Annotated in this window: 14 protein-coding genes; 12 read left to right on the forward strand and 2 right to left on the reverse strand. The window is 31.0% G+C overall.

Annotated elements, in window-relative coordinates:
• Window positions 1-97: 97 nt before the first annotated feature.
• Both AAAY30_RS05540 and AAAY30_RS05545 read right to left on the reverse strand, forming a co-directional pair.
• Entirely contained in the window at window positions 98-640 is a 543-nt protein-coding gene (locus AAAY30_RS05540) for a stage V sporulation T C-terminal domain-containing protein (RefSeq protein ID WP_186935064.1), read from the reverse strand.
• A gap of 166 nt (window positions 641-806) precedes the next feature.
• Entirely contained in the window at window positions 807-2,234 is a 1,428-nt protein-coding gene (locus AAAY30_RS05545) for a hypothetical protein (protein ID WP_337781604.1), read from the reverse strand.
• Between the two features lie 483 nt (window positions 2,235-2,717).
• Here AAAY30_RS05545 and AAAY30_RS05550 point away from each other — a divergent pair, with 483 nt between their 5' ends.
• The 12 genes from AAAY30_RS05550 (at window position 2,718) to AAAY30_RS05605 (ending at window position 22,074) form a co-directional block, all read left to right on the forward strand.
• Complete coding sequence (locus AAAY30_RS05550) at window positions 2,718-3,059, forward strand: helix-turn-helix domain-containing protein (protein WP_302484688.1); 342 nt, start codon at window positions 2,718-2,720, stop codon at window positions 3,057-3,059.
• A 518-nt stretch (window positions 3,060-3,577) separates the two neighbouring features.
• Complete coding sequence (locus AAAY30_RS05555; protein WP_337781603.1) at window positions 3,578-3,793, forward strand: hypothetical protein; 216 nt, start codon at window positions 3,578-3,580, stop codon at window positions 3,791-3,793.
• A gap of 42 nt (window positions 3,794-3,835) precedes the next feature.
• Window positions 3,836-5,389, forward strand: coding sequence for a trypsin-like peptidase domain-containing protein (locus tag AAAY30_RS05560; RefSeq protein ID WP_294666987.1), 1,554 nt, complete (start codon window positions 3,836-3,838; stop codon window positions 5,387-5,389).
• Window positions 5,390-5,401: 12 nt separating this feature from the next.
• Entirely contained in the window at window positions 5,402-6,169 is a 768-nt protein-coding gene (locus AAAY30_RS05565; RefSeq protein ID WP_302484687.1) for a PP2C family protein-serine/threonine phosphatase, read from the forward strand.
• 24 nt (window positions 6,170-6,193) lie between these two features.
• Window positions 6,194-7,912, forward strand: coding sequence for a serine/threonine protein kinase (locus AAAY30_RS05570; protein ID WP_337781602.1), 1,719 nt, complete (start codon window positions 6,194-6,196; stop codon window positions 7,910-7,912).
• Between the two features lie 8 nt (window positions 7,913-7,920).
• On the forward strand, window positions 7,921-8,433 hold the full coding sequence (locus tag AAAY30_RS05575) for a hypothetical protein (protein WP_302484685.1): 513 nt from the start codon (window positions 7,921-7,923) through the stop codon (window positions 8,431-8,433).
• Window positions 8,434-8,453: 20 nt separating this feature from the next.
• Complete coding sequence (locus tag AAAY30_RS05580; RefSeq protein ID WP_302484684.1) at window positions 8,454-8,945, forward strand: hypothetical protein; 492 nt, start codon at window positions 8,454-8,456, stop codon at window positions 8,943-8,945.
• 4 nt (window positions 8,946-8,949) lie between these two features.
• Complete coding sequence (locus AAAY30_RS05585) at window positions 8,950-17,568, forward strand: autotransporter outer membrane beta-barrel domain-containing protein (RefSeq protein WP_499215776.1); 8,619 nt, start codon at window positions 8,950-8,952, stop codon at window positions 17,566-17,568.
• A gap of 62 nt (window positions 17,569-17,630) precedes the next feature.
• Window positions 17,631-19,520, forward strand: coding sequence for a protein kinase domain-containing protein (locus AAAY30_RS05590; protein WP_302484598.1), 1,890 nt, complete (start codon window positions 17,631-17,633; stop codon window positions 19,518-19,520).
• A gap of 9 nt (window positions 19,521-19,529) precedes the next feature.
• Window positions 19,530-20,000: a hypothetical protein gene (locus AAAY30_RS05595; RefSeq protein WP_499222350.1), complete on the forward strand. Its 471-nt coding sequence runs from the start codon at window positions 19,530-19,532 to the stop codon at window positions 19,998-20,000.
• Window positions 20,001-20,017: 17 nt separating this feature from the next.
• Entirely contained in the window at window positions 20,018-21,538 is a 1,521-nt protein-coding gene (locus tag AAAY30_RS05600; protein WP_302484597.1) for a carboxypeptidase regulatory-like domain-containing protein, read from the forward strand.
• On the forward strand, window positions 21,535-22,074 hold the full coding sequence (locus AAAY30_RS05605; protein WP_302484596.1) for an FHA domain-containing protein: 540 nt from the start codon (window positions 21,535-21,537) through the stop codon (window positions 22,072-22,074). Before AAAY30_RS05600 ends, AAAY30_RS05605 begins: the two co-directional genes overlap by 4 nt.
• Window positions 22,075-22,082: the final 8 nt, after the last annotated feature.

Below are 22,082 nucleotides of genomic sequence, written 5' to 3' on the forward strand. Positions count from 1 at the left end.
ATCTCCTAAATTTTTTATTATTTCACTTAACTCGTGTGATAAACCATATTTTCATATAATAAGGGTTGTCACACAAGCCTGTGGCAACCCTTATATTTTATTCTTCCATTTGTTTTCCTAAAAAAGCGGCCGCTGAATGAGCAAGTTTAACTTCTGTTTCAGTAGGAACTTTATTATCTTCGCCCATCAGCATTACAACTGCACCCGTAACATCGCCTGCGGCAATAATAGGGTATATGACTGCCGCTCTGTGTTCCACACCTTCAACCGGTTGAATATCACCGACCGTTGCCTGTGTTGCAGTATAACTTTTACGGCTTTCCATATAATTTTCAAGAACAGGTGAAACCCGTCGTTCAAGTAATTCTCTTTTAGATACTCCCGATGCGGCAATAACATGGTCTTTGTCGCAAATAATAACGGGTAAACCGCTTACTCTTGAGAGAACTTCCGCATATTGTGAGGCAAATGCCGATAATTCTCCTACAGGTGAATATTTTTTAAATATAACTTCGCCGTCGGTAGCAGTATATATCTCAAGCGGGTCGCCCTCACGAATACGCAGGGTGCGACGAATTTCTTTTGGTATAACAACACGACCGAGGTCGTCAATTCTTCTGACAATACCTGTTGCCTTCATATCAAAACTCCCCTGAATTTGTAATATTTGCAAAATATTGCATTAATATTGTTTGACTTGTAATCTCTTTTATTCCGCTTTTTTACAAAATAAAGCCGTTTTGATTTTGTTAATTTATGGGAAAATAAAAGTGTAGAATTTTTATTGCTACACCTTCGTTTTTACTTTATTTATATTTTTGGATACAACTTTCTATGTAATCGACAGTTTCATCGTTTGAAAACACCATGTCAGTTTCTCGTAAGTGTGATGCAAAATCATAAAACGGTTTTGCAAAGCCACATTCGTTAAGTCTGATTATTGATGGCTTTTGCGCTTTTTTAGATAATAAAAGGAAAAAGTCATTAAGCTGACCGTTTCCGCAATATCTTAGGTTCTCCGGTACTTTCAGTTTATTATCATTTATTAGATGCAGTTCTTTTATTTTGCTGATTTTTGCATCATAGCATAATTTTTCTAATAATTCTATACGGATTTCAAAAGGTATGGGGTCATAAACAAATTCAGGTATTTCATTTATTCTACCGTTATCAATAAAATTTTGAACACCTGCTTTTGTAAAATACGATTGGCTTAATTTAATTTTACTATAAGAATCTTTGATATTTAAACATCGTTCTACTATTGTGTTATAATTTGGAATATCTTTTTTTAATAATAATTTAACAAGTTCAGAATCTAAGTAAGGAAATACGCAAGGTTCATATTCGATTGTTATTAGTTGAGTGTCATTTTGCTTGTACTTTGAATGATGTTCAACATATATATTACTATAGCTTAATACATCTGTGATATCACTTATTAAAGGATAGGTATTTTTAATTTTTTCTTCAAAAACCAGTTTTGCAGTTTTAACAACATTTTCATTATTTGTAAGTATTGCATACTTAAAATTATATGAAAGCATAAGTGTATAATTATCACTGATAACAGTATATGGAAACATCGAATTTTCTTTTACTTTATCATAATAGTAATATACATAGTAGTTTGTTTGGCTTAAGAAAACCGGATAGATTTTACTTATAATATTTACATTTGCATAGTAACTTTCATAAGTATCATTATGCGGTTTGAATCCGATTATATGCGTAACTGACAGTTTCGGATGATTTATTATTTTTGAATAAATATTTTCAAACATTTCTCCTGCGGTTACGCTGTTATAAATATAAATGTGATTTTCTTTACTTGTTTCTGCATTCATAAAGCTGTTAATTAAAGCGTTGGTTTCGGTTGTTGTATTTGTTGTATATATACTATTTGTATTTAGGTTTATTTCAGATGTACTGATTGAGTTAGCTGATTCATTGTTAAAAATATTGTACAGTTGTTCTATAAATCTTTTAGTATGTATTCTGCTTTTGTATTTATCTTCACCAATTAATGCTATTTCCAATTCTGTAAATATATTTTCTTTTTCATCGGGTGTCAATGAAAGTTCTCTTGAAATTATTTCAAGTTCTTCCTTTGTCGGAAGTTTTTGACCACTTTTTATTCTTTGCAGTTTTGTTCTTTCAATACCTGTAGATTTGCTAAGACGGTATATTGTAGTGGAATCAATCAGTCTTAAAAAATCATCCCGAAATGTCATAATAGTCTCTCCTTGTATAAATTTTATTGTAATCAAAATTTTAATGTTACTTTTGATTACAAATAAATAATACTTGACTTTAAAAGATAAAAAATCAGTTATTGATAAAACGCATGTTTTATTGACGAAATGCAGTAGCGTATATATAATTGGATTGGGCATAATAAAAACCGTGTAGAAAACATATATGAATTCACACGGTTTTATCTTGTATGAAAAATTAATTAAAATATGTTTATATTTACAAAATAAACATAATATATGCTAAAATACTTGATTTTATTTTTTATTTGATAGATAATAGTATAAACAACTTTGTATATATTAATAAAAAATTTAATATTATATAAACCCAAATACAAATGTATTTTATATGAAAAAATCCCAAATGTCAACATAAAACAAAATTGTTTACATAAAAATCGTTTTTTTATTTTTTTGTTAGTTTTGCTGTATGCTGATATAAAAAGGAGCAAATTAGTTATGGTAGATTACGCTTTTATTTCATCTTCAAATATCAGATTTTTATTAACGGAAAATAATTTGTCAGTAAGACAATTAGCCGATATAATTGGTATTGCAGCAACAACATTAAATGATTCGTTAAAAAGTAAGAAGGGCGTTTCTATTAGCTCATTAATAAAAATAGCCGATTATTTTAATGTTTCTGTAAATGATCTGTGTAGCGAGGGCTTAAAAAACAAATTTGAGTTAAATTCACAGAATAATGAGTTAATTAAAAAGTTTAATAAACTTGACGAAAGAGGAAAACAAACCGTAATTAACGTCATTGACCAACAACTTGATTTTATTAATTCTAAATGATAAAAATTAAATGAATGAAAATTCGTTCATGCAGTGTAAATGCTTTTTACACTGCATTTTTTTAAAATTAAAAAAACATTTGAAAAATTAAGCACACAGATTTGCACTTATTGTAAGAGGCGTATCATATATAGTATAATTTTGTAGAAAATGTATTTTATATTATTATGTATTGTTTTATCTCATTAAACGCTTTTATAAATCTAATAAAGCATTATTAATATCTTTTCTTATTAAAATCGACAAATTAATAGTAAAAAGATAGTAAAAGGTGTAGAATATTATTGACATTAAACGAAAAATCGTGTAAAATAAAGTAGTAAAGCGACAATTACAACGAAAATTCGTGACAACTGTATGTTTTATTAAAAATATATTTTTTATGTAATTAATTCGTTGTTTTGTTATCTGTCAATTATTTGTGCGTTTTATCAGTTATTTAAAACAATACATCCGTAATTGATATAATTGGAATAAAGATTCAGATATATATTATTTGTCAATCAGGAGGTATTTATATGAAAACTATTTATCCGGTTCTTACACGTGAGATTAAATCCGGCAGAGTTTCGATTAAAAAAATTGCAAAATTAATTGATTCTGATGAAAGAACCGTTATTGATAAATTGCAAGGCACAGGTGAATTTACAATTAATGAAGCAATGAATATTAATATTGAACTTTTGCCGCAGTATTCGTTTGAACAGTTGTTTAGTGAAAATCAAACAGGGTAAATATTAAATTTACATATAATTATATTTTCAGGAGGAAATACTATGAAAATGCAAAGAAAAAGACACAGAATCCAGCATTTATTAAGCGTAATTATTTGCTTTGTAATGTTGAGCTGCCTTGCTGTAGGTTCCAGCTATTCGGCAATGGCAGAAACTACCAATGAGGCTGTTACAAGGGTTAATAACAGTCTTATGCAGGTAAGAATGGTTTATGATTTAAACGGTTCTGTTATTCCTATTCAGGGTGGTACAGGATTTTTGATTAACTCAAACACAATTCTTACATGTGCTCATGTTGTCGATGTTGATACAGAAACAAAGGAAGCACTTGTTGCTGTTGCAGGTAAGGATTACAGTGAAGATAAAATTTCACTCCAGGTTGTAGTTTCAGGTGATGTTACGATTACTGCTACAATTAAAAAGGAAAGTCAGGAAAACGATTTTGCTATTTTAAATCTTACAGAAGCTATTTATGACAGAGAAGTTGTAGCTCTTGGTGACAGCGATGATGTTACCGCTACTCAAATGGTATATGCTCTCGGTTTCCCTGCTTCTGTATCAGAAATTCAGAATAAAAATACATATACAAGAAATGATGTAACCATTACTGACGGTAAAGTTTCAAAACTTATTAATGTAAGCGGCACAGATATGATTCAGCATGGTGCTACTTTAACAAGCGGTAATTCCGGTGGCCCTCTTGTAGATGAAAACGGAACAGTAATCGGTATTAATAATGCTACAAAGAGCGATTATAATTATGCTATTTGTATTAATCAGGTTACAGATATTTTAAAGGCACTCGGTATTGAATATACATCAGGTTCAACTTCTGATTCAAATATAAATAATGACACTTCCGCTACAACAGCTGAAACAGTAGCTCCTGTAACACAGCAGCCTGAAACAATAGCTCCTGCAACACAGTCGGTTACAGAAGATACAAATACAACAGAAACTGATAATGGTATGGATACTACAAAAATCATTATTATTGCAGCTATCCTTGTTGTAGTTGTTGTGCTTGTAATTGTTATCATCTTTATTATTATGGGTAACAAAAAGAAGTCAACTAAGAAGATTGCTTCAAATAATGTTCAGACAGCTGTCAGACCTGCACAGCCGATACCGGGTTCAATGGCTCATCAGAATGTTCCTAATGCTCAAAACAGAGGTCCGGTAGTTGTATCGCGCCAGACTCCTCCGACATCACCTGCATACAATCAGCCTGATGACGGTACAGACAGTACAACAGTATTGAACGAAGGTGCAGGAGAAACTTCTGTGTTAGGACTTCAGTCGACAGGAGCTACATTATTAAGAAAGGGCAACGGCGAAAGAATTAAGATTGACAAGCCAAGCTTTATTATCGGTAAAGAAAGAAGAAGAGTTGACTATTGTGTAGCTGATAACAGTTCGGTCAGCAGAACACACGCTAAGATTACATGCCGTGCAGGTAAGTATTATATCAGTGACCTCGGTTCACTTAACTTCACATATGTAAATGGAGCAAAGCTTAATCCTAATCAGGAGATTGCTCTTAACAAGGGTGACAAGATTAAGATTTCTGACGAAGAATTTGAATTCTTGTGCTAATTGAGGTTTAATATGGAATTTTTAACAGCAATGCATACCGATATTGGTATTAAGAAAAATACCAATCAGGATTCGGCACTTATCTTAGAAGCCGATACAGACTTTGGTAAAATATTACTTGCTGTTATCTGTGATGGAATGGGCGGCCTTGCTAAGGGTGAGGTCGCCAGTTCTGCACTCATTACAATGTTAAGTAATTGGTTTGAAAACGATTTACCAAAATTTTTATGTGCTCCAAATCTTCAGGATATAATATTTGATTCTTGGAACAATATAATTCAAAATGCAAATGTTTCTATAGCAAGTTATGGCAAGCGCAACGGAGTTAATATGGGGACTACTATTGCTGCTTGTTTATTTATTAATGATAATTATTATATTTTAAATGTCGGAGATTCAAGAGTTTACTGTCTGTCAGATAATGTATATCAGCTGACAAAAGATCAGACATATGTTCAGCGTGAGATGGATGAGGGCAGAATGACTCCGCAAGAAGCTGAAACAAGTCCTCAGCGTAATGTGCTTTTGCAATGTGTAGGTGCAAGCCAGTATGTTGTGCCTGATTTCTTTAGCGGAAAAATTCAGAACGGACAATCCTATATTATTTGCTCCGACGGTTTCAGACATATTATTAATGAACAGGAAATATATGAGCGACTTTGTCCAAATGCTTGTATTGATGAAAATATTATGCTAAAAAATGCGGTGTATTTAACAGACCTTAATAAATACAGGCGTGAACCTGATAATATTTCGGTTATTGTAATTAAGTTATTATAAATAAATTGAATTGAGTGTGGTAGAATGCTTGAAATCGGTTCTATTATAGATGGAAAATACAAAATTCTAAATGTAATCGGCAAGGGTGGAATGAGTGTAGTTTACCTTGCCATGAATGAAAGAGCAAATAAGCAGTGGGCGATTAAAGAAGTCCGCAAAGATGGAGTTCAAAACTTTGAAGTCGTTAAACAAAATCTTATTGTTGAAACAGATTTACTTAAAAGACTTAATCACCCACATTTGCCAAGTATTATTGATGTAATTGACGGCGACGGTACTTTTCTTATTGTAATGGATTACATTGAAGGAAATCCGCTAAGTAAGGCGATAAAAAACAGCGGTGCGCAAAATCAGGACGATGTTATTGAATGGTCAAAACAGCTTTGTGATGTGCTGGGATATTTACATTCAAGAAAGCCTCCGATTATTTATCGTGATATGAAACCTTCAAATGTAATGCTAAAACCTGACGGCAATGTAATGCTTATTGATTTTGGTACTGCAAGAGAGTTTAAATCAACAAGTGTGGCAGATACAACATGCCTTGGCACACAAGGTTATGCGGCACCTGAACAGTTTGGCGGACATGGTCAGACTGATGCCCGTACTGATATTTATTGCCTTGGTGCTACAATGTACCATTTGATTACAGGACATAATCCGGCGTTGCCTCCTTATGAAATGTATCCTATAAGGCAATGGAATCCTATGCTTTCTTCCGGACTTGAAGAAATAATACTTAAGTGTACACAGAAAAATCCTGATGATCGTTATCAGTCGTGTGCCGAGTTGTTATATGCACTTGATCATTATCAGGATTTGGATATTGAAAATAAAAAAGTACAGTCATTAAAATGGAAAACTTTTATAGCTTCTGTAATACTCACTCTTGTAATGCTTTTAGGAACAGTTGGTTTTACAATAGCTTTGTCAATGCAAACTTCGTCTACATATGAATATTATATGAATCAAGCAGGCAATTCAATGAATGAAGAAGAAAGTGCGCAGATGTACAAAAATGCAATCGAAACAGATCCGTCAAGAATTGACGGCTATTCGGCTTTACTTGATTTATACAGTAATAATGATTTTACTGCAGATGAGTATGAAAGTTTTAAAAATATACTTAATAAAGACAATTATGAAGAAATTGTAAAATCAGCAGACCCCGCTGCTTATGCTGATGAAATTGCATATCCTCTTGCTGAAAATTTATATTTTAACTACGGTTCAAATAACAGCAGCGGAATTGACACATCTGCGAGATGGTTTAAAAAAGCAGCAGAAAACAGCAATGACGAACATATAATTACTCGTTCGCAGCTTTTGTATAAAATGGTTGACAGTAAGAAAAATTTGGGCACAGTTGGAAAGAACGGAGATTCTGTTGTGTCTTATATAGATTATTGGAATCAGCTTACACAGCTTGCCACAAGTGATTTACCTGAAACCGAGAATTTAAAAATAGCATTACATATTTATAATACGGTTGCAATGGAAATTTATAACAATAATGACAGCTTTATAAGCGGTGGCGTGACGCAGAGCGAATATCTTGCAGAACTTGACAAGTTAGCAGGTTTTGTGGAACAGGCACACAATAGTACGCTTTACACAGAGTCGGCGGATAAAGGCACTTATGACGCATTAATTTTAAATTGTAACAATGCTATTGACAGTGCTCGTGCAGCTTTGACAAAAAAAGCAGTGGGTGATAACTCATCTGCTTCAGTTTGGGGGTAAGATATTAAATGAATGGATTAAATGATGTAATTAATGTTTTACAAACCTGTCAGCATATAGCCATTGCTTTTCTGATACTGTTTTTTATTATTTCTATTGTTTTGTTCTTCTTGTTTGATATAAGAAAAATTTTTAATATACGAACAGGCAGAGCAAAAGCAAAAACCGTCAGTGAAATGTCAAAAGCAAATGCTACAACAGGTAGGTTGAGAGTAGGCGGTAAAACTGTTACTTCTGAACTTAATAACGAGGAAAAGAAAAATAGAAAAAAACATAAAACAGATAATTACAATAATTTGCCGCTTCAGCCGCCTATACCTCCTAATCAAAGTAATCAGTACGAGCCGACTTCTTCAAGCTATCCGTTTGAAGGAACAAGTATGCCGACAGAAAAATTAGCTTCAAATGAGGGAGCAGATGCAACGACTGTTTTAAATGATAATTCTCCTGATTATCCGGCTAAAAAATTTGTAATTACAAAGAAAATTGTTTCTGTAAATACGAGTGAAACTATAAACTGACAGCGCAATGAGGTGATATTATGGAAAAACTAACGAGCAAAATGAGAGCAATAATTATTCTTTTATTTATTTCATCTTTTTCGTTATTACTTTCTTTCTTTGGTGATTACAACGGAAATCTGTTTAATAAAATTATAGCATATACAATTCCTGTGCTTTTCTGGGGCGGAATGATTGCGGCATATGTAATGTTGTATAAATTCAATAAGAAAAGAACTGTTCTTTCAGAGAATGAAAAAATCACGCAAAAGGAATCAGCCAATTCTCATAATAGAATAAAGCGACCGACTCGTTTTATGCCTGGAGCATTGCGAATTTTGTCAAATAAGTATGCTACAATTTTTGACTTTTTGTCATTAATCTTTTTGATATTAATTATAGTATTTTCATTTATTCCGAATATGAATCAAGCAGTAGTAATAGTAAGTTTAACATTACTTGTTTTTTGCTTACATATGCACTGTTTATTAAACGGAGTGAATTTTACATATATATTATTGAAAAGGAGATAAAGAAATGAAAAGCTTTAATTTTTCAAAGAAATTTGAACAAGTAACTTCATTGGTTCTTGCTATTATGCTTTTGCTATCTGTGTTTACAGCAAGTAATGTTGCTGTTTTTGCCGACAGCAATAATAAGAGCACAAAAACAAAAAATAGCGACAGCGAAGTTAATCTTTATGTTAAATCAGATGTTCAGCCTTTTATAAAAAGTTCTTCTGATTCTGAATATAAGATTATTTCAAAAACTAATGCGGAGGATGATTATTATTCAGCAAAAGTAAAAAAATCATCAAGTGCTTCAACCGCTGATACAGCTAACATAACCTATCGGCTTGCAAATTTCAGTGTAGATAATAACAAGGTTTATTTCATTAAGCCAAGTAATTGGAACATCGACAATTATAAAATTTATGCATATGTATGGGATGGCGCCAATAATTTTACAAAAGAAATGTCTGTTGTAAAATCTACTGAAAAAAATAATTTTTATTGTGAAGAAAATAATACACTCTCTCATTTAAATAATGCGGACAAAAATGAGTTGTATTATGCGGATTTTTCCAATAATTCAAATTATAAAAATTATAAAAATATACTTTTCTTTGCTAATGAAACCGGTGTTGTTGAAAATAATCCCCAAATGAAAACAGATGATTTTGAGTTAAATTACGGAAGTGTATATTTTGGTAATGATAAAAATTACGCTTGTAAAACTATTGGCAATATAAAAGAAGTTGGCAGTCAGTTCACAGCTACTGATGATATGATTGTATCTGTTCAGGATAATAATATATCGATATTAAAAGAATCTGATTTAAATATTGATATTGTCGATTCATACCATAGAGTACAGTTACGCAATGGTATTCAAATAAGTTTTTGGAAATATAAAAGTGATGTACATTTTGAATGTTCAAAATACGATACCGAGAAATTTGGAGAACTTACATATTATTATACAGAAAATAATGTTGAAAAGATAATTGATGGCGGTAAGTTATCAGAAATTATTAAAAACAATGATGTTAATGTTATTGTTAAATTAGGTAATATTCCATTAAAAATATATACAAATGTAAAAGTAAATACAGGTTTAACTATTGATTCGATAAAATGGAATTATAAAACTAATGTTAACTCTCATATAAGTGGCAATAATGTGTATGTTCCAAGTTCTTGTGAAAAATTTGAATTAGCAGTAGATAGTTTAGAAATTACAGGGGCAAAACTGAACGGTGAAAAGTTAGAAGGTGAAGCCCTAAAAGGAATCAACATTATTGATAAGAATATTAGTAATTCCCAAACAGTATATCAAAAAGATAAAGTAGAAAATACAGTAGAAAATACATTTGAATGTCAAATAAAAGAAGTAAAATATCTTGGTGAAACATATAAGTACCCAATAAATGATTTATACAATTTTAATTTTACTGACACAGTTAACAGTCATTTTGTAGATGTATCTGTTACTGTTGATGATAATTACGGTAAGTATGCATTTATTGACAGTGAAAATAATTATATTTATCAAAACGGTAGCGAGAAATGTAAATATATCGTCACACCTACTTCTAATGATATAAAAACTGATGAAATTACAGTTATCTCGAATAGTGGTAAAATCTCTTATGAAAAAGGTATAATAACTGTTCAACAAGGTTTAACAGAAGATACTGAATTTACAGTAAAATACCCTCATGAAGACGGTTTTGAAGTAAAAACATATACTATCAAACCCGATAATGATGCTCCGGAAATTGAGAGTATTGTTTTTACTAAGAAAGAAAATGATACATTAAAAAATTACGGCTTGTATTCATCTGATGAAATTGAATTTAAAATAACAATTAAAGATAAAGATAATGTTAATGTTGCAGGTGTAGATAATGAAGCATTATCTTGTGCAGATGATTATTTTGAAATTAATCCCCCTGAATATAATGAAACTGATAAAACTATAACTTATACTTGTATATTAAATAAGTCTATTACATCATCCGATAATAAAATATTTAATAAAATATTTAAAGTTAAGGATAAAGTTAGTAATTCAGCAGAATATTCATTATCAGATCTTATTGACAAAAATAATACAAAGGTTTCTGTTGGTGATGAAGAAATCATAAATGAGTCGTTTGAAGTAGTATCAAATAGCAATGATAAAAATATTGAAGTTAAAAACACATTTAACGGAGATAATTATGATGATGAAAAACATATCATAGGAAGCGGTAAAGAAGTTAGTGTGACATCAGTAATTTCAGATAAATTGTCAGGTATTAATAATATCGGTAATTTTAAATGTACATATAGTGATGGTACTTCAGTTAATATTACTGATGTTTCTGGAAAAGATTTATCAGGGGTTGATACTGTTGCGTATAGTTATGTCGATAATGGTGAAACAACTAAGACAACTGAAGTAGAATTAAAATATACTATTAAAACCGAAAATTCAGGCAAATATGAACTTTCATACACAGTAACCAATAATTCCGGTGTTAAAAAAGATGTAAGTGAAACATTTTATGTAGACAACACAGCACCAAATGTTACTAATGTAGATTTTGTAAAAACATCTAATCCCAGTGTATCGGATCAGATTCTTAACTTCCTTACATTTGGTATATATTCAAATGATACAATTGTAATGAAAGTAACAGCAACCGATAGTGCGCCTACAAGTGGATTTGACAAAATTGATGATGCTATTGAGGTTGTAGACGGTAACGGAATTAAAATAGAAAAAGCTGATAGTTCTAATGCAACCAAAAACGGGGAAGTAACTAATACAGCTGCTTCTAATGCAACTCAAGAAAGTAATGTAACCTATTCATTTGAACTTGGAAATTCAGATGATCTCAGCTTTACTGTTAAGGATAATGCAAATAATGTAAATGAAAACATTGCTTTAGCTGATTTAGTAAAAGATAATAAAGTAAAAGCTAACGATAAATCCTTAACTGAGGAACAGTTGAAAAATGTTTCTGATGTGTTTGAAGTTGTATCAAGCACCAAAGAACCAACAGCTAAGGTATCTTCATATAAAGCAAGAGGAGCAAATGCTTTTAATGATAATAACATTTATCATGGTGACCAACTCACCGTAACACTGGATTTAAACAATGATATTTCAGGTTTACAATCAATAAGTGATTTGAGTGTTAGAGGTTTTGAAAATTCTAACTTTAGTAATTTTAAATTAACTAAATTTAATGGAAAAGATCAAAGCTTTACTGCTAATTCTTTTGACGAATTGGCAGCAGAATTTAAAAACCAAGCTACTAACGAAAAAGTTAAATCAGCTACCGTAACATTTGATATTAATATAAAAGATAATCCAAATTACAGCGAAAGTCACAAGCTGAGTTTAACTGTTACCGATAACATCGGTAATGTAAATACTGAAGTTGTTAACTCAACATTCTATGTAGACAACACAGCACCTAAAATTACAAAGGTTGAGTTTGTAAAAACATCTAATCCTACTGTAACAGATCAGATTCTTAAATTCCTTACATTTGGTATCTATTCAAACGATACAATCGTAATGAATGTTACAGCACTCGACAATGCACCAACAAGCGGTTTGCCGTCAGATAGTGCCATTACAGTAAAGAATGATAATAAAGAAAATCTTGATGTAAAGGAAATAAATGACGAAAAATTAGCCGCAAGTGCAACAGAGAATTCAACTGTAACATATTCATATAACCTTGACAAATTATACAACGCATATAAACTCAGCTTTACTGTTAAAGATAATGATGGCAACACAGAAAAAGATATTGATTTGATAACTTTAATAAAAAATAAAAAAGTTATTGTCAATGGTTATACTCTAAGAGAAGAGCAGTTAGATGATATTTCTAAGTCTTTTGAAGTTTTATTAACAAACAAAAATGATTTGAGTGTTGCAACTAACATTAATGGTATAAACTATGGCGATGATAGTAATATTATAGTTAGCGGTGCTGAAACAAAAGTTGAGTCAACTGTTAATTTAGGCGAAGATTTAACCGGCGCTGGCTCAATAGGTAATTTTAGATGTGCCTATTATCAAGACCCTGCAGCTGAAATCACCTCAACTCCTACCTCTTATGTAACTATTACTCATAATAACAATGACTTTACATCAACCGATGTTCACCAGTCATATGTTTCAATGGATAGGGTCACTAAAGATCAAGAGTTGAAATTTGATTATGTTGTTTCAACTGAAAAATCAGGTAAATATGTACTTACATACACAGTAATAAATAATGCAGGTGTTGAGAAAACAGTCGATAAAACATTCTACGTAGACAACACAGCACCTGAAATTACAAAGGTTGAGTTTGTAAAAACGACTAATCCTACTGTAACAGATCAGATTCTTAACTTCCTTACATTTGGTATCTATTCAAACGATACAATCGTAATGAATGTTACAGCAACCGACAATGCACCAACAAGCGGTTTGCCGTCAGATAGTGCCATTACAGTAAAGAATGATAATAAAGAAAATCTTGATGTAAAGGAAATAAAGGACGAAAAATTAGCCTCAAATGCAACAGAGAGTTCAACCGTAACATATTCATATAACCTTGGAAATTCAGATAGTGCATATAATCTCAGCTTTACTGTTAAGGATAAGGCAAATAATGTAAATGAAAACATTGCTTTAGCTGATTTAGTAAAAGATAATAAAGTAAAAGCTAACGATAATTCCTTAACAGAGGAACAGTTGAAAAATGTTTCTAATGTGTTTGAAGTAGTATCAAGCACCAAAAAGCCAACAGCTGAGGTATCTTCATATAATGCAACAGGAACAAAAGCTTTTAATGATAATAACATTTATCATGGTGACCAACTCACCGTAACACTGAATTTAAACAATGATATTTCAGGTTTACAATCAATAAGTGATTTGAGTGTTAGAGGTTTTGAAAGTTCTAACTTTAGTAATTTTAAATTAACTAAAATTAATGGAAAAGATCAAAGCTTTTCTGCTAATTCTTTTGACGAATTGGCAGCAGAATTTAAAAACCAAGCTACTAACGAAAAAGTTAAATCAGCTACCGTAACATTTGATATTAATATAAAAGATAATCCAAATAATCCAAATTACAGAGGAAGTCACAAGCTGAGTTTAACTGTTACCGATAACAGCGGTAATGTAAATACTGAAGTTGTTAACTCAACATTCTATGTAGACAACACAGCACCTGAAATTACAAAGGTTGAGTTTGTAAAAACAACTAATCCTACTGTAACAGATCAGATTCTTAACTTCCTTACATTTGGTATCTATTCAAACAATACAATCGTAATGAATGTTACAGCACTCGACAATGCACCAACAAGCGGTTTGCCGTCAGATAGTGCCATTACAGTAAAGAATGATAATAAAGAAAATCTTGATGTAAAGGAAAAAAAGGACGAAAAATTAGCCTCAAATGCAACAGACAGTTCAACTGTAACATATTCATATAACCTTGGAAATTCAGATAGTGCATATGTTCTCAGCTTTACTGTTAAGGATAATGCAGGTAATACTGCAACTAAATCTTTGGTAGATCTTATAAAAGAAGATAAAGAAAAAACTGAAAAAGTAGTAGTTGCAAATGCTAATATTACTAAGGTTGATTATGACAAAATTGAAGGCTTTGAAGTAGTATCAAATAATGATTCTACAAAAATTGATGCAAAAAATACTTTTGAAGGCACTAATTTTGACGATAATAGTAATCCTATTATCAGAAGTGGTGATACAGTAAGTGTAGTATCTAATATTAAGGATCAGTTCACAGGCATCAATAAAATCGGTGGCTTTAGTTGTAAGTGGAATGATAGTGAAAATGTAAAGATAACTGATAATGACAATAATCTTTTATCATCAGAAACTTTTAGCTATGATTATGTAACTGATAAGAAAACTACTGATGTTACTTTGAATTATAACATTTCAACTAAAGAGTCAGGTAAATATGTACTTACATACACTGTAACAAATAATGCCGGTGTTAAGAAAACATTTGATGAAACATTCTATGTAGACAACACAGCTCCGGTAATAAGAGATTTTACCTTTGAAAATGGTAAGACTGCAGAAAATCCTGATTCTGTAATTAAAACTGAATACGGTTATTACTTTAAAAACACTACTACGGTTGAAGTAACTGCTGTTGACGGCGAAGTAGACAGCCTTGTTTCCGGTGTATCTGAAATTCATTTCTATACAATAGAAAAGGGCAAAACTGCTCCAAGTAATATTCAGGAAGTTTTAGTATCGGGATATAACCAAACTAGTTACAAAGCCACAACATTTGAAGTTCCTGCTAATTTCAAGGGAAATGTATATGCATATGCAGTTGATAAAGCAGGTAACTGCTATAACTTTGATACAACAACTAATAAGAACGATTCACAACCAGTAACACCCGACAGAGTTGTTGTAGAAAACAGCAGTAAGCATGAACAAATGTCTGGTATAGATATTTCCCTCCCTGCAACAAATTATGTTGAAAACTCTAACAAACTCTATAACAATGATGTTAATGTAGCGTTAAATGTCAGCGACACTTATTCAGGCATTGCAAAAATTGAATATAGCGTAAGTTCAGAGTTCGATAAAGATAATAACTGGGACGGCAGTATTAAATATTTAAACGATCAGTCAGCTGAAACTAATATGAACGGCAACGGTACTGTTAGCGGTTGGAAAATAGAAGAAAGTGATCAAAACCTTGTTACAAAGGCGTCTTCTACTATCACAGTTAAGAATAACAGCAATAATATTAAAATTGAAGTTAAATTAACCGATAGAGCAGGCAATGTATCTACCAAGAAAGAAACACTCAGCATTGATAAAACTAAGCCAACCATTAAAATTGAGTATGATAATAATAATCATACCACACACAATGGTACAGAGTTCTACAAGGCAAACAGAACAGCCACAATAACCGTTACAGAAAGAAACTTCTCACCGGAAGATGTTATCAGTAAAATTACAAATGCCGATAATGTTATTACGCAGATTACAGGTTGGACAACACACAATGTAGCAAACGGAGAAAACCCTGACGGCACTACACATACAGCTACTGTTGTATATGCAAGTGACGGCGACTACACATTCGACATTGCCTTTACCGATATGGCAGGCAACAAGGCAGATAAGGTTGCACAGCATAAGTTTACTATTGATAAAACCATTCCTGTTATCAGTGTTTCTTTCGATAATAATTCAGCTAAAAATAATAATTATTTTAAAGCTGACAGAACTGCAACAATTACTGTAAATGAGCATAACTTTAATGCAGCTGATGTGAAAGTAAATATAAGCGCAACAGGTGCAGATAATTCAACATCTGCGACTGCTCCGAGTGTTTCAAGTTGGACAAACAACGGAAATGTACACACTGCAACTATAAGTTTTGCAAAAGACGGTAAATATGCATTTGATGTTAATTATACAGACCTTGCAGATAATGCGGCAAAAGAAAATGTTGTAACAACTTTCTATGTTGATAAGACTGCTCCGACTGTAAAAATTTCAAATGTTGTAAATGAATCCGCAAACTCAGGTAATGTTGCTCCTGTAATAAGCCTTAGCGATAACAACTATTCAGGTGATTATGTACTTAGCCTTACAAGAGTTGATATTAATGCTAAGAAAACAGATGTAACAAATGATTTTGCAAGCACTGTAGCTCCTACAAACAATATTGGTGCAGTTGTTACATATGCAAACTTTGCAAGTGAAGAAGTAAATGACGGTATTTATGTACTTAATGCAACACTTACGGATAAAGCAGGTAACAGTTCTGCCGATACAATTACATTCTCTGTAAACCGTTTTGGCTCAACTTATATGGGTGGCGATGAAGAAACAAATGCTCTTCTTGATAACGGTTATACAAATGCAGAAAAGGATATTGTAATTTCAGAGATTAATGTTGATAAGCTTACAAAGTCAAATATTAGTCTTAGTCTTGACAGCAGTTCGCTTAAAACTCTTAAACAAAATGTTGATTATACAATTCAGGAAGACACTAAAACAGGTCAGTGGCATAGATACAATTATACTGTTAAGTCTTCTAACTTTGAAAATGAGGGTAATTATACTCTTGAGTTATCTTCTACAGACGCAGCTAAGAATACTTCAACAAACAGAATTCGTCCTGTTGAAAAAAGGAAGCTTGCGGTTCAGTTTGTAGTCGATAAGACTTCACCTGTAGTTAATATAGCAGGTATTGAGAATAATGCTCTTTATGAAGAAAATTCAAAAGATGTAACTATAGTTTGTGAAGACAGTTACATTAATCCATCCTCACTTGTTATCAATCTTGATAATAAAACTCTAAAAGAAGGTAAAGATTACACAGTAGAAAAGGATGTAGCGTCAATAACCGCAAAAATTAAAGTTAATGCTACTTCTGATATATCATCACAGAATATCAAAGTATCTGTTAAAGATATGGCTCAAAACAGTGGTGACGGTTCTGTAGAAAACTTTACTCTTTCGGCAACTGTTCTTATGCGTTTCTTTGCTAATCCTGTATTAGTAATAATTTCGGCTGTAATACTTGCAGGAATTATTGTTATGGTTGTATTGATTGTTGCAAAAAAACGTAAAAATAATTAAATTTAAAATCTATGCATACCTTAATCGGTATGCATAGATTCAATGACAGGCAGGTTTAGATTATGCTTTACAGTGGAGAAATTATTGACAATACATATAAAATTGTCAATGAAATTGGAAGCGGCGGAATGGGCGTAGTATATCTTGCTTTTCATTTAAGATTAGAAAAATATGTGGTAATGAAAAAATTTAAGGGTGATGTATCAAATGTTTCTTTACTTAGAAATGAAGTTGATATTTTAAAAAGTTTACATCACCCTTATTTACCGCAAGTTTATGATTTTATTGAATTTGAAAATGATATATACACAATAATTGATTATATAAACGGTTATGATTTATCTTATTATATAAAAAACGGTGAGTTTTTCAGTGAAAACCAACTTGTAAAATGGTTAAAACAACTTTGTGAGGTACTGGTTTATCTGCATGAAAAACCTATACCTGTTATCCATATGGATATAAAGCCCGCTAATATAATTGTTAATTCTGACGGCAATATATGTTTAATAGATTTTGGAATTTCGTTAGGACAGTCAGAAACAATTAAAGGTTTTAGTGTTAATTATTCATCTCCCGAGCAATACCATAATGTATTAAGTATATTAAACGGTTCTTATGATGAAATGGTTGAGCTTGACGGAAGATCTGATATATATAGTCTGGGAGCAACTTTTTATTATTTAATGACAGGTATATTACCTGATATTGAAAATCAGGAGCAACCTGATATATCACAATTTGATATTCCTTATTCAGACGCTTTTGTTTCGATTATTCAAAAGTCCATGAATAAAAATCTTTCAGACAGATTTAAAACAGCAAGAAAAATGCTTGATGCAGTTAATAATATAAAAAAACAGGATAAAAGATTTAAAAAGTATGTTGCTATTCAGATATGTGTTTCTTCGATTGCTGTACTTTCTGCTATTTCAGGTATCGGATTAATGATAAACGGAAATAACAGCATAATAAAAGATAATTTTAACAAAGATTACGAAAAGTTTGTAGAAAGCTACGAACAAAATGATTACTCTGCTACAGACGAAGGCAGAAGAATTCTTGATAATGATAATTACCAAAAATATATAGACAATGAAACTAAAGAAAATTTATTACATTCAGTGGGGGATTGCTACTACCGACAAAATGATTTTGTAAATGCATCTGTTTACTATAAAAAGGCATACGAAGCAGCCGGTAGCACTAAAAATAATAATGAAAATGCTGATGTGTATTTTAGAGATTATCTTATTTCACTTATAATGAATAACGATTTAAGTAAGGTTGAAAATGAGATTGATAAAGCTGAAAATAAAGATTCATATTATATTAGGATAGTTGAAGCTCAATTTAATTTATATATTGGCAACACCGATAATTGCAGAGAAATACTTAATGAGATTCTAAGTCAGAATATTGGCATAGAAAATGAGTATATGGGTTATTTAATATACGGTGATTCATTTTTCAAAGAAAAGGATTACTTAAATGCAGTTAAGTATTATGAACAAGCATTGGATGTTAAAAAGGATATTTCGGTTTTAAGAAAACTTGGCAGCGCTTATTTTAATTGTATGGTTTATGTTGACAGTAACAATCGACAGTATATTGAAAAATCTTTAGAATATTATACTGAAATTCAAAATGATTATTATCCGAGTGTTACCGATACTATTAATTTAGCTCAAATATATAGATTTAACGACAATTATACAGAAGCAGAAAATGTGCTGAAAAGGTTGAGCGATTATTATCCGCAAGATTGCAGAGTTTATATTTATCTTGCGTTTACATCTTATGACAAAAATAGCAGTGAAGTTAGTATGTATTGCAGAAAAGCACACGAATTATTTATAACTGCAACAGATGATGTAAAATCATCAATACCTGATGATGATTTAATAGAAATAAAAAAGATGTACAGTTATTACTGCTCATCCGAATGGTGAGGTGTAATTATGATTTCTATTATAATTGGAATAATTATAGTTGTATTCAGCATTGTTTTTATTTCAATAGCAGAGGTTTTACTTTTTAGGTGGTACAAAAAATTAGTGATGAATGGGAGAATAAAGATGACTTGTCCTAATTGTAAATGTTATGTTCTTAACAGTTGGAAAAGATGCGAGTATTGTGGAGCTTTTCTTGATACCGGAAAAACAAAAACTGTCAGTATTTCAGCATATTATAATGAAAATCAAAATTTAAACAGAAAAAGACTACAACAACAAAATTATTATAATCGTAATACTCAAAATAATGACGCTCAATACATATACAGAAGTTCTGGCCGGTATAATCATTATTCTGATGAAAATTCCATTTCCGATGAGTCTTATGAATATCAACCGTCAAGTAATACTATATACGCAATACTTCTTACAATTATAGTACTTGTATTGTTTATTTTGGTATTTATAATTATTTAAGTTTGAGAGGTATGACTATGAAAAATAAACTTATTTTATTGACAATACCGTTAGTATTACTTATTTTATGTGGAGTAGGAGCATTAGTTATAATGGATTATACTCCGTCGGAAAGTATGTATTTAAAGCATATAGAAATGGCAGAAAAATACATTAACAATAATGACTATGATAAGGCTATTGAATACTTTAAAAAGGCGATAGATGAGGATAAATCAAAGGAAGATCCTTATATTAAACTTGCACAGATTTATTATGCAAGAAATGATTTTGACAGCCTTATGGATATTCTTAATCTTGGTATAAAAAATACTGATTCTGATAAAATGAAAAATACATTGGCTTATTACATTAGTTTAAAAGACAGTCAGTCTGCCACAACATATTCTGATGAGGATAGTGTTAACAGTCAGCAAATAAACTATAATTTGCTTAATATATTTAACTCATATACATATGATAAATATTCGCATAATTATGCAATGTCTTCCGAACAAACACTTAACGGAAAATATACGGTAAGATATTTAAATTTAAATGCGCAGTTTGTTTACTATAATACTGATGAAAATAAGAAAGTAATAGAAACAAGCAGTCAAAAACCGAATAAAAATGCTACTCCGAATGAAATTATACTTGATGATGCAAAAGAACTTTTTACAGATATAAATAATGTTAATTTCGATTATTTAAAAAGGCTTGGTGCAGTGAATATAAATAAATCATTTGACAGAAGTATAAGTTCATATATTATGTTTTTTACATTAAATAGTTGTGATATAAAAATTGCTTGTGATGAATCGGGAAATATTGATTTTTCTAATAACTACAATGTTATTATTCCACACTCCGTAGTTGAGTTAAATAATTTTCAAAAGGTAAAAGGAAAAATAATAGATTCAAAATCAGGTGAGTCTATAAATAATGCACAGATTAGTGTAAGAAAAGGTAAATCAAACAATGACGGCACTGTTTTTAAAAATATATCGGTAACAAATGCAGACTACCAGATTGAACTTGATAAGGGAGATTATACTTTTGAAGTTTCGGCAGAAAATTATGAAACAGGATATTTTGATGTAACAGTAACAGAAAATAATGATGTGGAAATGGATATAAAATTACAAAAATCGGCAGGAGCAATTGTTATTACGGTAACTCCAAATTCAAGCAGCACACAAGGTAAATATGCTGAAATTCATTGTGTTGTTACGGGATACGGTTATGTAGGAAAAACAAAAGTGTATAATAATCCTATTATTGAAAGTAACGGAAAAACAATTGCAAAGTATGAGGAAACGGGTTCAGCACAGGTTATAACTGTTTATGATAAGAATACAATGTTAGATTTTCATTTTCACGGTAGCTGTTCTGCGGAAGACTATAAGGTAAATATAAAATTTGAAGGTGCCGGCGAAGAAAATTTAATTGTTCCGACTGAACCGTTTTCATATATTTCTGATTATGCATATTTATCCGCATTTTATATAAGTAACGGAAATATAAGTTATATTGATCCAAAGGTAAAGAGATTATGATTGTAGTTGTAATTATTGTTTTATTAACGGTAGTTATTGCAGTTGTTTCAGCTACTGTTTATACAAATAAGGAAAAAGAAAAAGAGCAAAAGTATTATATTGCAGCAGGTAATATTTATAAAGAAGACTATTTGAATTATTCATTACAAAATCCGCTTGATGAAAATTTAGAATATTCAAAACCTGCAGATCAGAAAACAATGATCTACTTAAAATGCCTTCATAAGAAAAATAAAATGGAATATGTTTTTGATCCAAATAAAAAGATAATTATTGGTAGAGATCAGAAAAAATGTAATCTTTTTATAAATGAAGCATCTGTTTCTAAAACGCATTGTTGTATTTTTGCTATGGGTTTTGATGTGTACTTACAAGATATAGGATCTGCAAACGGAACTATGGTTTGTAAAGGTTTATTTAATAATGTTCTTATAAGTAATAATGAAATGATACAACTCGAAAGCGGAGATATAATAAAAATCGGCTCAAATGAATTTAAGGTTACTTTGTTTTTTTACGATGTAACGGTTATGTAAATCGGGGA

The organism is Ruminococcoides bili (assembly GCF_040093295.1).
Classification (GTDB): Bacteria; Bacillota; Clostridia; order Oscillospirales; family Acutalibacteraceae; genus Ruminococcoides; species Ruminococcoides intestinale_A.